We start from the raw sequence: 13234 nt of genomic DNA, 5'->3' as shown, positions 1-13234 counted from the left end.
ATCGATATTTGCAACAAGATAGAAAAGCTGCTTAAAAAATGAAAAATAGAACTTAATTTAACAGCTAAGCTGTCCTAACAAATGGGGGTTCTTCATAAAGAGCTTGCTGCTAATCAACAACAACAAACTATTTATACTGTTGCCTTAATTATTGGTGCCTTATTGCTCGCCCTATTGTATCGTAATTATAGACTTAAACAAACTAGTAATCAAAAGTTAAGAGCATTAAATGGAGAGTTAGCCGAAAAAAATGTGTTGCTTGATCAACGCAATGCAGAAAACGAATTGCTACTTAAAGAAATACATCATCGTGTCAAGAATAATTTAGAAATGGTAAAAAGCCTGATTGCCTTGCAGTCGGCTCAAATAGATGACCCTGCAACTAAAGATGCCATGATTGCCAGCCAAAATAGGGTACAATTGGGCATTATTCATCAAAAATTATATCAAGGTACAAATCTGGGAAGTATTGAAATGAAGGATTACTTCCTCAACCTGGGTGAAGGCATTCTCGACAGCTTCAATGCAGAAGAGCGGGTAAAAATTGAATGCGCTATGGATAACCTGGAACTAGATATTGATACAGCCGTTCCCATTGGCCTTATTGTGAATGAGCTGCTCACTAATGCCCTTAAGTATGCATTTCCAAAACAGCAACAGGGCGTTATCAATATAAGTCTGGAAAAAAGCAGTAATCAAAATTTAAGACTGGAGGTGACAGATAATGGTATTGGGAAAACAGCAGGACTTGCTCCTAGAGGCACAGGTTTCGGATCGCAATTGGTACAATTACTTACCCTGCAACTAAATGGGAAGATGAGAGAACGCAATGATCAAGGAACGCATATTGAATTTGATTTTATGATCCAAAAAAGCGCATAATGAGCCAAAACATCACAACTTTGATTGTACAAACCATGAGGGCTATTGCTGCAAATGTCTTTCTTAAAATTTACTAAACTGAGATAGAAAGTTTTTGGAATCATTCCTTATAGTAAGGAGGTTTAACACACATAAAAGATAAATCACTCGGTATATTGTTATTTCATCTCAATTTTGAAGCTAATCTGAAAGGCATTGAATCTTCCAAAACTATAAAATACAGGATATGCCGTCCACATAAAACGCTTTATTGCCCCCGACTATCAACTTATCAAAAAACCATAAATAAAGGGTAACTATATGTTGATCATATAATTACCCTTTGCTATTTCTCAAGATTGAACAGCTATAAATTTTATAAGAGCTATTCTTGAGCTTTCGATTTATATTTTTATAATGTCGATGCTCTGGAAAAATGAATTGTGAGTTTTACTTCGTGTACTCATTTAAAGTTTAGGGAACAAAGTTTATTAAATAATTCCAATTTTGAGGCCAAGTATGGCTTAAATCTAAGCCTACGAATTGCTTTCAAGGCCTGGAATATCTTTCATTACTCCGTTTTCAGATTTACCCAGAACAATAACTTCTTTACTTTCTTTATATTCCTCTATTGCCAGAAGCAGTTGTTCTTTGGTATCCCTACGGATTTTTATTCCAGTTCTTTGATTTTTATTACGGACTTCAATATAATATCCGTCACGCAGATCTTTAGGTTTTGTGGAAGGTCTTCCCATATCTAATTTTTAAATATAAAATAGTGAATTAATCTTAGTATTTTTCTATTTCTCTAAAATAATAATAACAAGCTAAATAAAAAGCGAAGAGTGAAGTTTCTCTAAATTTTTTAATTAATTCCAATAATTAACATACAATCCTATTAGTATTTTAAACTTAAGGCTATTCAGTTACCAATCATAAGCTCAAAACCAGCGAAATTAAAAATTTAATTCTTATTTAGTTTGACAACTTAGTGAATGTTAGTTAATTTTAAAAGCCCATCCGGTTAGAATATTTTAGTTTTCCCGATGGTAAAGGATAAAAAACTATTATTCCTTAAGTTAATTCACACCCTGGTGTGGCTATTTTTCGTGTCAATTATCTTCTATATTGTTTATTCAGGGCTTACTAACCAGATTAACACTTTCACCTGGGTCGCTATAGGACTGGTAATAGCAGAAGGCTTTGTGCTACTTATCTTTAAAATGTTTTGCCCGATTACGCTTATTGCGCGAAAATATTCAAGCTCCCAAAAAGAAAATTTTCACATCTTCCTGCCCAACTGGCTAGCAAAACATAATAAGCTTATTTTTACCTCAATTTTTATTTTCGGATTTTTCCTTGTTCTTATAAGAACGTTCCTAGACTAGAAGTTTCATCTTCTCCTCCCGCCTACTCAATAGAATTATAAAGATACTCCTCAATAAACTTGGTTAAATCCTTGATCCTTCTTTTTTATATAATATAATTTGAATAGATCTTCAGAGACAAATTACTTGCAGGTGTATCCTCCGTCTATAACCAATTCACTGCCGGTAACAAATTTAGATTCATCTGATACCAAATACAGTATTCCATAGGCAATATCCATAGGTTCCCCTACGTGTCCAATAGGATGAAACTTATTAAGATTTTCCCTGAAATCTGGAACATCTTTGCCAAATTCTTCTACCAACGGAGTCCAGATGAATCCCGGGTGTACAGAGTTAACTCTTATTTTATCTTTAGCATAAATTAATGCATCATTCTTGGCCATTAATCTAACAGCTCCTTTTGAAGCATGATAATGTGGAATATCTCCCGCCCCAATGATCCCGTAAATTGAAGAAAGGTTGATAATACTTCCTCCTCCTGATTTCTGCATATGTGGAATCGCATGCTTGGTGCAGAAAAAAACACCTTTAACATTTATGCTCATAACAGAATCCCATTCATCTTCAGTTAATTCATGAGTTGGTTTGTCCACACCGGCAATACCTGCATTATTTACCGTAGCGTCAAGTTTGCCGAATTCTTCGACTACTTCAGCATATACTTTTTTAACTTCCTGTTCATCAGAAACATCAAGGTGCCAGTATTTTGCTATACCACCTGATTTTTTTATTTCAGCTACCAACTCCTCCCCTTCCCGGTCAAGAATATCTGTTACTGCAACTTTTGCTTTTTCTTTTGCCAGTAAAATGCAAGTTTCCCTGCCGATTCCCAATGCACCGCCGGTTACGATAACCACTTTGTTCTCCGCTCTTTTCATAATTTTTCATTTTTAATTAATAATGATTGGGGGGTATTCAAAATGCTGATTTAGGGACGATGAAAATTACTTTTCACTTAAAGATTAAAAATAACTAATTATAAACCAGTTATTTATGATAATAATCATAGAAGTATAAAAAAGGAATAGGTCGTTTTTTTGTGTTGGAAGTATTATAGAGATTCAGATTATCTTTATCTCTCGTGAAAACCTAATTTGGCTAGAGTATTAAAGGCAGAAATAACCGCTCCCTCCATATAACCTGCAAATTCAACTGCGTTTTCTGTTCCAGAGAAGTATAATTTTCCATTCAGGTAGCTCTGTTGTAAAAGCGGATGGCCATTATTTTGATGCGGTCTTTGAACTAATTGTTTTCCTTCCGATATAAATTCATCTACCCAAATTTTATCTTTATAAGTTATGGGTGCCAATGCTTTCTTTCCCAGTAATTCATCTAACTGTTTCAATACAAGTTTTTCTCGTAATTCCCGGGAATAACTTACTGCACCAGCATTTAGAAAGCCCGTAAATCCAAATTTATTTTGTTCAAAATTAGTATGATCGTACATTTCTGCAACGATTCCGCAATGACTGTAAAACATTCCTGAGTATCCTGCATTCCTCCAAAAGGGCTCTTTATATTCCAGGGCGAATTTTATACTACCTGCCATCCAGGTTTGAACTTCAGGTAAAATTTTTGACATATCAGCCGGCAAATTAGGAGTAAATTTTATCTGTGTACCGGCTAGCTGAGGCGGTAAACACAAGATAACTTTATCGGCAAATTGACTTTCTTCATTAGCAATTTCTACCGATAATTGATCACCAACTTCTGCAACAGAAGTAACTTTTGAATTAAGCCGTAGAGTTCCAGAAGGTAGTTTCTGACTCAAAGTATTAATCAACATTTGCGTACCGCCTACTATGCGGTAAGATGAATTTTCAGATTCTGGGACAAAAAATTCCTGCGGAGGCTCGAATGATTTGGTTTGAAACAATGATTTACCTCTTGAAAATTGCGGATATTTTTTCAGTTCTAATTCTTCAATTAAAGAGTTTAGATTTGGATGCAGGTCTGAAAACCAGGTTGCACCTAATTCCATAGGCGTTCCCAGGTTACCTTTAACTGTTTGTATCCTTCCGCCTATTCTTGATGAAGCTTCCAGCACGGTCGTCTTTATTTTCTTTTGTGACAACCTGTAGGCTAAGGTAAGTCCGCTTAAACCGCCTCCTATAATTATTATTCTCTCGTTAGATTTCATTCAAAACTTGTTATTAATTCTTAATCTTTCGGTAAAATGCTTCCTGTACTTTGGGCTTTTTTTTATTTAATGAAATAAAAAAACCACCGGAAGTCCGGTGGTTTATTAAAATATATTTAGAGAATTATTACTCTAATCTAGCTTTAAGTTCTGCAGCTTTTTCTTCTTCACCCAATTGGTTGTAGATGTTTATAGCTGTTCTTATCACATTAACATTTTCTGGATCTGATTCGATCACTTTTTCAAGGTAAGGAACAGCTTGTTCGTAAATCTCTTTACGTTCTTCCTCAAGCTCCTCGTAACGCTTGTTATCTTCCTTACTCATTCCAAGCTCATTCATTTCATCAATGATGTCACGCTCTTTTGCAAGAATAGCAACAACAATGTTCATTCTTGCATTTGTCATTTCAGGATCAATCTCTAGCGCTTGCTTATAATATTCAATGGCTTTTTCATTATCGCCTAATTCAGCAGCAGTAACACCAAGGTTATAGTATACGTTAGGATCGTTAGGGTTCTTCTTAACCATTTCCTGCATCAACTCATTATACTTTTCTTTATTACCCATTCGGTAATAAACATCAGCTTCAGCTTGTAATAATGCAATATTGTCAGGATTTTCAGCTTTCGCATCTTTAATCGCATCAATTGCTTTCTCATCTTCACCTTGCTGGATATATATTAAAGCAATGTTTTTAGCGATCTCCCCTTTTTTAGAAGGAATTTTACGGTCCTGAGGGTTTTCATATTCCCCTGTTTTAAGCATTATATCTCTCTGCTCTTTAGTACTCATTATCTCCTCCTCACCAGTTTCTACATTGGTGGCAACATATTCCACACCAGAACCATCAAAACCTAATTCTTTTAGATCTTTATAGTATTCTAATGCTGTAGCATAGTCCTGCCCATTTAAAGAGTTGGCAGCAGCGTAATATAAATAAAGAGTATCCTGCTTATTTAATTGATAACTGTAGTACAACTTATCTGAAGCACTCTCGAAATCTTCAGTATTTTGATCGTTGATAGCACTCTGAACCAAGGCATTTCTAACCTGATCAAAACCCTGAACGGCTTCTTCTTCATTGCCTAACTCCTGAGCTTTTTGAAAAGCCTCAGCTGCAGTCTCAAGGTCTTCAAGAGAAGCATTCTCACCACTTCCTAAATAAGCTTGTCCTTTATAAAGATAGAATCTTTCGGTCCACTTCTCATTAGCTTCAGAAAGCATAGATTCAGCAGTTTGTAATTCAGTTTTGGCCTCTGCATAGTTGCCATCTTCTACGGCATCACCCGCATCTCTAATTTCACTTTTTTGTGCAACGGCAGCCACCGATAAAAATGACAACGCTACAGTAAAAATATTAGTTTTCATCTTGTTTTGGTTTTTATTTAGTTATTCTTCACTATCGTCTACAATAGTTGTGCCATTTGGGTTTTCTTCAGCATCTTCAGTCTTTTCCGGGTCTTCCATGAGCTCTACATCGTCTTCATCATGAAGCACTTTTGCAACAGCAGCAATGGCATCGTTCCCTTTAAGATTGATCAATCTAACTCCCTGGGTTGCACGACCCATAACTCTAAGATTAGAGACCTCCATTCTTATTACAATTCCAGATTTATTGATGATCATGATATCCTCTTCATCTGATACATTTTTAATTGCAACAAGACTTCCGGTTTTTTCGGTAATGGAAATTGTTTTGACACCTTTTCCGCCACGGTTAGTAATTCTATAGTCTTCGAGGCTGGATCTTTTTCCGTATCCATTTTCAGAAACTACAAGGATATCTGAATTAAAATCTTCAACAGAGATCATTCCTACTACTTCGTCTTTATCATCGGCAAGTGTAATTCCTCTTACCCCTGAAGCGTTTCTTCCCATGGGTCTGGTTTTCCCTTCTTCAAACCTAATAGCTTTACCACTTCTTACAGCAAGCATTACCTGGCTATCACCGTTGGTTAACTTTGCTTCTAGCAATTCATCGTCTTCCTTAATAGTAATAGCATTTATACCATTAGTTCGGGGTCTTGAATATTGCTCTAGAGAAGTTTTCTTAACCTGGCCTTTTTTGGTGGCCATAATCACATAATGTTTATTTATATACTCTTCATCCTTAAGATCCTGGGTACATATAAATGCTTTTACGCGATCATCTGGGTCTATATTGATAAGGTTCTGAATAGCTCTACCTTTAGAAGCTTTACTACCTTCAGGAATTTCGTAAACCCTCATCCAGAAACATTTTCCTTTTTGAGTAAAGAATAACATATACTGGTGGTTGGTTCCAGAGAATAAATATTCTAAGAAATCTTCATTTCTTGTATTAGAACCTTTTTGGCCAACTCCTCCCCTATTTTGCGTTTTATATTCGTTTAGGGAAGTTCTTTTAATATATCCGGCGTGAGAGATTGTAATTACCACACGTTCATCTGGGATCATATCTTCTATACTTAGATCGCCGCCAGAATATTCTATGGTAGAACGTCTCTCGTCTCCGTACTTTTCTTTTATTTCCAGAAGTTCGTCCTTAATAACTTGCATTCTACGCTCTTTACGCGCCAAAATGTCTTTAAGATCTTCTATGGTTGCCATTATTTCGTCATACTCTGCACGAAGTTTATCCTGCTCCAGTCCTGTAAGCTGGCGCAATCGCATTTCTACGATCGCCTTCGCCTGAACTTCGGTAAGCTCGAAACGCTCTATTAATTTGTTTCGGGCTTCTTCTGCATTGCTGGAAGAACGAATTAATGCAATAACTTCATCTATATTATCTGAAGCGATAATTAATCCTTCAAGGATATGAGCTCTATCTTCTGCTTTCTTGAGTTCATACTCTGTTCTTCTTACAACAACTTCGTGCCTGTGCTCAATAAAATGATAAATAATATCTTTTAAATTAAGCATCTCTGGCCTTCCATTCACAAGCGCAATATTATTTACACTAAAAGAAGTTTGTAATGCAGTATGTTTATAAAGCGTATTTAATACGATATTTGGAATAGCATCTCGTTTCAATTGATAAACGATACGCATCCCGTTTCTATCAGATTCATCTCTAATAAGACTAATCCCTTCAATTTTCTTTTCATTTACAAGATCGGCAGTTTTCTTGATCATATCTGCCTTATTCACCTGGTAAGGAATCTCGGTAACTACTAAAAACTCTTTCCCGTTGATTTCTTCTAATGAAGATTTGGCGCGCATAACAATACGCCCTCTTCCGGTTTTAAAAGCTTCACGAACTCCGTCGTAACCATAAATTATTCCTCCGGTTGGAAAATCTGGAGCTTTAATATGCTCCATAAGTTCATCAATCTCAATGTCGTGATTGTCTATATAAGCAACGGTTCCGTCTATTACTTCAGAGATATTATGAGGCGCCATATTAGTGGCCATACCAACCGCAATACCACTGGCTCCATTTACAAGAAGGTTGGGAATACGCGTTGGAAGTACTACGGGCTCGTTTAATGAATCATCAAAGTTTAACTGAGTATCTACCGTTTCCTTGTCGATATCAGCAAGCATATCCTCACTGATCTTACGCATTCTGGCCTCGGTATAACGCATTGCCGCAGGGCTATCACCATCTACAGATCCAAAGTTACCCTGGCCGTCTACAAGCATATACCTCATACTCCAATGCTGAGCCATTCTCACCATGGTATCATAAACCGAAGAATCTCCGTGCGGGTGAAACTTACCTAATACTTCCCCAACAATCCTGGCAGATTTTTTATAAGAGCGATTGGAAAGTACTCCAAGTTCATACATTCCATATAAAACCCGGCGATGCACCGGTTTTAAACCATCACGAACATCTGGTAAAGCACGTGACACAATGACCGACATTGAATAATCAATGTAGGCCGATTTCATTTCATCTTCAATATTTATAGGAATAAGCTTTTCTCCTTCAGCCATATTGTATTTTTATTTTAGTTCTCAAATCTAACGTGCCAATTTACATATTTTATAGATGTTAAAGCCCTGTTTGGCGTATTGTTTAACCAGATTTTATTAACAAATATTTAGTGTGCTATCGTTAATAAGTTCCTTATTTTACCCTTTGATTATTGAAAGTAATTTTGTCAATTAGCTAATATCATAGGATTAGGTACAATTTTTGAAAGTTATGTACTGAATAAATCATAGAGAGAAAGGAAGATAAAGATGGATGATAATTTTTCCCCTAGAGTAAAAGATGTAATCGCATATAGCAAAGAAGAAGCACTGCGTTTAGGCCACGATTTTATTGGTACTGAACATCTTATGCTTGGTTTGCTGCGAGATGGAGATGGCAAGGCCATAGATATATTAAACGCCTTAGATATAGATTTAAGTCATTTAAGACGTAAGGTAGAAATACTTAGCCCTGCAAATCCCGAATCTACTGCGGTTTCTAACGAGAAAAGGAATTTACACCTTACTCGCCAGGCAGAACGCGCCCTAAAAACAACTTTTTTAGAAGCTAAGCTTTTTCAAAGTTCTAATATAAATACAGCTCATTTACTGCTTTGCATTTTAAGAAATGAGAATGACCCTACTACCAAGCTACTTAATAAACTTAAAGTAGACTACGATGGGGTTAAAGATCAATTCAAATATATGATAGCTAGCGATGAAACTGATTTTCAGGATAACCCAACGGCAGAGTCATTTTCTGATGATGATAGCAGTACAGATGACGCTACTAAGGATAATCCGTTTAGCGGAGGCGGCAGCGGTTCCGGGAAAACTTCTAAAAAATCTAAAACTCCAGTTTTAGATAACTTCGGAAGGGATCTAACCGCGATGGCCGAAAACGATAAACTTGATCCTGTAGTTGGACGTCAGAAAGAGATTGAAAGAGTTTCGCAGATTTTAAGTAGAAGAAAGAAAAACAACCCACTACTAATCGGTGAACCCGGAGTTGGTAAATCGGCTATTGCTGAAGGTTTAGCTCTTAGAATTGTACAGCGCAAAGTTTCTAGAATACTTTTCGATAAACGCGTGGTAACTTTGGATCTGGCAAGTTTAGTAGCAGGAACCAAGTACCGTGGCCAGTTTGAAGAACGTATGAAAGCCGTGATGAACGAGCTTGAAAAGAATGATGATATTATTCTTTTTATAGATGAGATTCATACCATTGTAGGTGCCGGTGGCGCTACAGGAAGTCTGGATGCGAGCAATATGTTTAAACCTGCATTGGCCAGGGGTGAAATTCAATGTATTGGAGCCACTACTTTAGATGAATACCGTCAATATATCGAGAAAGATGGTGCTTTAGAAAGAAGGTTCCAAAAGGTTATAGTCGAGCCTACCACGGTAGAGGAAACTATAGAAATCCTTAATAATATAAAAGACAAATACGAAGATCACCACAACGTTTCTTATACTGATGAAGCGATTGAAGCCTGTGTGAAATTAACCAACAGGTATTTAACCGATCGGTTTTTACCAGATAAAGCTATAGATGCTTTAGATGAAGCGGGATCTCGTGTACACATTACCAATATAGATGTTCCAAAACAGATTTTAGACCTGGAACGCAAGCTGGAAGAAGTTCGTGAAAAGAAAAACTCAGTTGTTAAAAAGCAGAAATACGAAGAAGCTGCAAAACTTAGAGACGACGAAAAAAATCTTGAAAAAGAACTTCAGGTAGCACAGGAAAAATGGGAAGAGGAATCTAAAAAGCATAAAGAAACAGTTGACGAAGATAGCGTTGCAGATGTGGTTTCTATGATGACCGGTGTTCCGGTAAACCGAATTGCCCAAACTGAGAGCAATAAACTGGTTGAACTTCCTAAGAAAATAAAAGGAAAAGTGATTGGCCAGGATGATGCGGTTGGTAAAGTGGTAAAAGCTATCCAAAGAAACCGTGCCGGGCTTAAAGATCCTAATAAACCAATTGGTTCGTTCATATTTTTAGGACAAACTGGTGTAGGTAAAACACAGTTGGCGAAAGTTTTAGCGAGAGAATTATTTGATAACGATGATTCACTTATTCGAATAGATATGAGTGAATACATGGAGAAGTTCGCTATTTCCAGGTTAATTGGAGCACCTCCGGGATACGTAGGTTACGAAGAAGGTGGTCAGCTTACCGAAAAAGTTCGTAGAAAACCTTATGCCGTGATTCTGCTTGACGAGGTTGAAAAAGCGCACCCAGATGTTTTCAATATGCTACTTCAGGTGTTAGATGACGGATATTTAACCGATAGTCTCGGAAGAAAAATCGATTTTAGAAATACCATTATTATAATGACCTCCAATATTGGAGCAAGAAAATTAAAAGATTTTGGACAGGGAGTTGGATTTGGAACTTCTTCTCAACGTTCTCAAGCCGATGAAAATGCTAGAAGCGTGATAGAAAATGCGCTTAAAAAAGCATTTGCTCCAGAATTTCTAAACAGAATTGATGATGTAGTGATCTTCAATAGTCTTGAACGTGAAGACATCCACAAAATTATTGATATTGAATTGGTGAAATTATTCAGCAGGATTGGAAGTCTTGGTTATAGCTTAACTTTAAGTGATAAAGCCAAAGATTATATTGCTGAAAAAGGATTCGATAAGCAATATGGAGCAAGACCTTTAAACAGGGCTATTCAAAAGTATATTGAAGACGCACTGGCTGAAGAAATCATTACTTCAAAATTAAAAGAAGGCGATAAGATTTTTATGGATCTTGATGAAGAGAAAAATGAATTGACCATAAAAATTGATAAAGCAATTGAAGAAACAGAATCTTAGAACTTTAAAATATCATTAGTTTTATAAGAGGCTATTTGAAAATCTCATTTCAAATAGCCTTTTTTTATTAAAGTCGTTGAAATATATTAAATTTGTAAAGAATTAATCCCTACATTAATGATCACAGAAATTATGGAATTGGAATTCGGGCAGGTGCGCATTTTTCAAAATATCCTAATCGCCGAATTAAACGAAGGCGTACTTTTCAATGCAGAAAATAACTCAGAATTATTAAGAATTGGGACCGAGGTTTTTGAAAACAGACCTTATGGATACATTTCTTTACGAAAAAATTCTTATGCCGTAGATCCTCTTGTTTACAGGGAAGCCGCACTCGCAGAAAATTTAAAAGCTATTGCCGTAGTAAGCGAAAACGAGATGATTAAGTTGAACGCGCATAACGTAGAACGTCAATTCTACAAAGATTCCGGTTCTTTTGAGGTATTCGATAATTTAGATGAAGCGATTAATTGGATTCAATTCAGAATTTAATCGAAGAAATTTTCAGTAAAATTAAAATTCTCAAGAAAAGATTTAGCGGACTTTATATGCGGTGCCATCGTCACATCGTTATGTAATATTGGAACTACGCCTCTAAATTCATTTAAAACATCACTTAGCATTGCCGAAGTTTTTGCCGGTTCTCTAAAGTGCATAGCCTGCGAAGCATTAAAGAGTTCAATGGCTAAAACGCTATTTAAATTCTCTACCACTTTTAAAAGTTTGGTAGCGCCATTTGCGCCCATACTCACGTGATCTTCCTGCCCATTTGAAGAAACTATAGAATCTACAGATGCAGGGACAGCAAGTTGTTTATTCTGACTCACAATACTTGCAGCCGTATACTGCGGAATCATAAACCCGCTATTTAAACCTGGATTTTCGACTAAAAATGCCGGTAATCCACGAAGACCTGAAACCAATTGATATGTTCTTCTTTCAGAAATATTAGCAAGCTCTGCCAGGGCGATTGCTAAATAATCCAGGGCTAGCGCCAAAGGCTGGCCGTGAAAATTTCCTCCTGAAATAATCTTATCTTCTTCAATAAAAATATTGGGATTATCGGTAACCGAATTGATCTCTGTTTTAATGGTTTTTCTTACAAAACTTAAGGTGTCTTTACTGGCTCCATGAACCTGTGGAATACATCTAAAACTATAAGGATCCTGAACGTTATCCTTTTCACTTTTAGCAATTTGGCTATCGTCTAAAAATCTACGAATACGTTCAGCTGTTTTTACCTGTCCCCTGTGCGGTCTCGCTAAATGAACCAATTCATCAAACGGAGATAAGTTACAATCAAACGCATCTATAGAGACTGATCCGATAAGATCGGCCAGGTAAGATAATTTATAAGATTTTAGCAAGGCATAAACACCGTGGGCGCTCATAAATTGTGTGCCATTAAGCAAAGCCAGACCTTCCTTAGACTGTAATTTTAAAGCTTCCCAACCCTGGATTTTCAGCAATTCCTCTCCACTTATTACTTTATCTTCAAAGTAAACTTCTCCTTCTCCAATTAAAGGCAGGGCCAAATGCGCCAGCGGAGCAAGATCTCCGGAAGCTCCCAAAGAACCCTGTTCGTAAACTACCGGTAAAATATCGAGGTTATAAAAATCTACTAATCTTAATACGGTTTCCAAAGCAATACCGGAATTTCCGTAGCTTAAAGATTGAATTTTAAGCAAAAGCATTAATCTCACAATCTCTTTATTCACTTTATCACCAGTACCACAAGCGTGAGATTTCACAAGGTTCTCCTGAAGTTCGGTTAATTTACCCGGACTTATCTTTACATTGCATAAAGCACCAAAACCGGTGTTTATACCGTAAACCGGGACATCGCTTTCAGTGATCTTTTTGTTTAAGTATTTTCTGGATTTCTGGATATTAGATTCAGCTTCTTCACTCAGCGCTAACTTCTTTCTATTCACCAAAATATCTTCAATGGTTTCCAAGTCTAAAATGGCTGAACTGATATAATGGTGAGATTGCATAAATTATTATTTTTAGTAACGAAGGTTTATTCTGAATCTATTGCAGTTACAATAACTTACAGGCTCTAGTCCCGGTTTATTCTAACCGAATTTTTAATCAAACAAAGAAATT

At 36.4% G+C, this 13234-nt stretch carries 9 protein-coding genes; 3 read left to right on the top strand and 6 right to left on the bottom strand.

Annotated features, from left to right (window positions below; translation table 11 throughout):
* The first annotated feature begins 81 nt into the window (after nucleotides 1–81).
* Nucleotides 82–882, top strand: a complete 801-nt coding sequence (locus B5440_RS01260) for a sensor histidine kinase (RefSeq protein ID WP_079711040.1) — start codon at nucleotides 82–84, stop codon at nucleotides 880–882.
* Nucleotides 883–1397: 515 nt separating this feature from the next.
* Here the strand turns inward: B5440_RS01260 and B5440_RS01255 are convergent.
* The 5 genes from B5440_RS01255 to gyrA all read right to left on the bottom strand — a co-directional run bounded on the left by B5440_RS01255 (nucleotide 1398) and on the right by gyrA (nucleotide 8314).
* On the bottom strand, nucleotides 1398–1616 hold the full coding sequence (locus B5440_RS01255) for a hypothetical protein (protein ID WP_070052342.1): 219 nt from the start codon (nucleotides 1614–1616) through the stop codon (nucleotides 1398–1400).
* 755 nt (nucleotides 1617–2371) lie between these two features.
* Entirely contained in the window at nucleotides 2372–3130 is a 759-nt protein-coding gene (locus B5440_RS01245) for an SDR family NAD(P)-dependent oxidoreductase (protein ID WP_070052345.1), read from the bottom strand.
* Between the two features lie 194 nt (nucleotides 3131–3324).
* A complete protein-coding gene (locus tag B5440_RS01240) occupies nucleotides 3325–4392 on the bottom strand; it encodes a flavin monoamine oxidase family protein (RefSeq protein WP_070052347.1) in 1068 nt (355 codons plus the stop codon).
* A gap of 127 nt (nucleotides 4393–4519) precedes the next feature.
* Nucleotides 4520–5761, bottom strand: coding sequence for a tetratricopeptide repeat protein (locus B5440_RS01235; RefSeq protein ID WP_070052348.1), 1242 nt, complete (start codon nucleotides 5759–5761; stop codon nucleotides 4520–4522).
* A 21-nt stretch (nucleotides 5762–5782) separates the two neighbouring features.
* Complete coding sequence (gene gyrA / locus B5440_RS01230; RefSeq protein ID WP_070052350.1) at nucleotides 5783–8314, bottom strand: DNA gyrase subunit A; 2532 nt, start codon at nucleotides 8312–8314, stop codon at nucleotides 5783–5785.
* A gap of 249 nt (nucleotides 8315–8563) precedes the next feature.
* On the opposite strand from gyrA, the gene B5440_RS01225 reads away from it, so the two are divergent.
* Both B5440_RS01225 and B5440_RS01220 read left to right on the top strand, forming a co-directional pair.
* The gene (locus B5440_RS01225) at nucleotides 8564–11125 is read left to right on the top strand and encodes an ATP-dependent Clp protease ATP-binding subunit (protein WP_070052351.1); all 2562 of its coding nucleotides are present in this window, start codon (nucleotides 8564–8566) and stop codon (nucleotides 11123–11125) included.
* Between the two features lie 117 nt (nucleotides 11126–11242).
* Nucleotides 11243–11617 carry a hypothetical protein gene (locus B5440_RS01220; RefSeq protein ID WP_070052352.1) on the top strand — a complete coding sequence of 125 codons (375 nt, stop codon included), beginning with the start codon at nucleotides 11243–11245 and terminating at the stop codon, nucleotides 11615–11617.
* Here B5440_RS01220 and hutH read toward each other — a convergent pair.
* Nucleotides 11614–13122: a histidine ammonia-lyase gene (hutH, locus tag B5440_RS01215; RefSeq protein ID WP_070052353.1), complete on the bottom strand. Its 1509-nt coding sequence runs from the start codon at nucleotides 13120–13122 to the stop codon at nucleotides 11614–11616. The genes B5440_RS01220 and hutH overlap by 4 nt on opposite strands.
* Nucleotides 13123–13234 lie beyond the last annotated feature (112 nt).

The sequence above is a fragment of the Salegentibacter salarius genome (genome assembly GCF_900168265.1).
GTDB classification, from domain to species: Bacteria; Bacteroidota; Bacteroidia; order Flavobacteriales; family Flavobacteriaceae; genus Salegentibacter; species Salegentibacter salarius.
Note: the sequence above shows the minus strand (reverse complement) of the source record. Positions and strands in the feature narration are given on the sequence as shown.

What these genes read in the sequence shown, in the direction of transcription:
- B5440_RS01260 (WP_079711040.1), top strand. Translation starts at nt 82, where the DNA reads ATGGGGGTTCTTCATAAAGAGCTTGCTGCTAATCAACAACAACAAACT.
- B5440_RS01255 (WP_070052342.1), bottom strand. Translation starts at nt 1,616, where the DNA reads ATGGGAAGACCTTCCACAAAACCTAAAGATCTGCGTGACGGATATTAT.
- B5440_RS01245 (WP_070052345.1), bottom strand. Translation starts at nt 3,130, where the DNA reads ATGAAAAGAGCGGAGAACAAAGTGGTTATCGTAACCGGCGGTGCATTG.
- B5440_RS01240 (WP_070052347.1), bottom strand. Translation starts at nt 4,392, where the DNA reads ATGAAATCTAACGAGAGAATAATAATTATAGGAGGCGGTTTAAGCGGA.
- B5440_RS01235 (WP_070052348.1), bottom strand. Translation starts at nt 5,761, where the DNA reads ATGAAAACTAATATTTTTACTGTAGCGTTGTCATTTTTATCGGTGGCT.
- gyrA (WP_070052350.1), bottom strand. Translation starts at nt 8,314, where the DNA reads ATGGCTGAAGGAGAAAAGCTTATTCCTATAAATATTGAAGATGAAATG.
- B5440_RS01225 (WP_070052351.1), top strand. Translation starts at nt 8,564, where the DNA reads ATGGATGATAATTTTTCCCCTAGAGTAAAAGATGTAATCGCATATAGC.
- B5440_RS01220 (WP_070052352.1), top strand. Translation starts at nt 11,243, where the DNA reads ATGATCACAGAAATTATGGAATTGGAATTCGGGCAGGTGCGCATTTTT.
- hutH (WP_070052353.1), bottom strand. Translation starts at nt 13,122, where the DNA reads ATGCAATCTCACCATTATATCAGTTCAGCCATTTTAGACTTGGAAACC.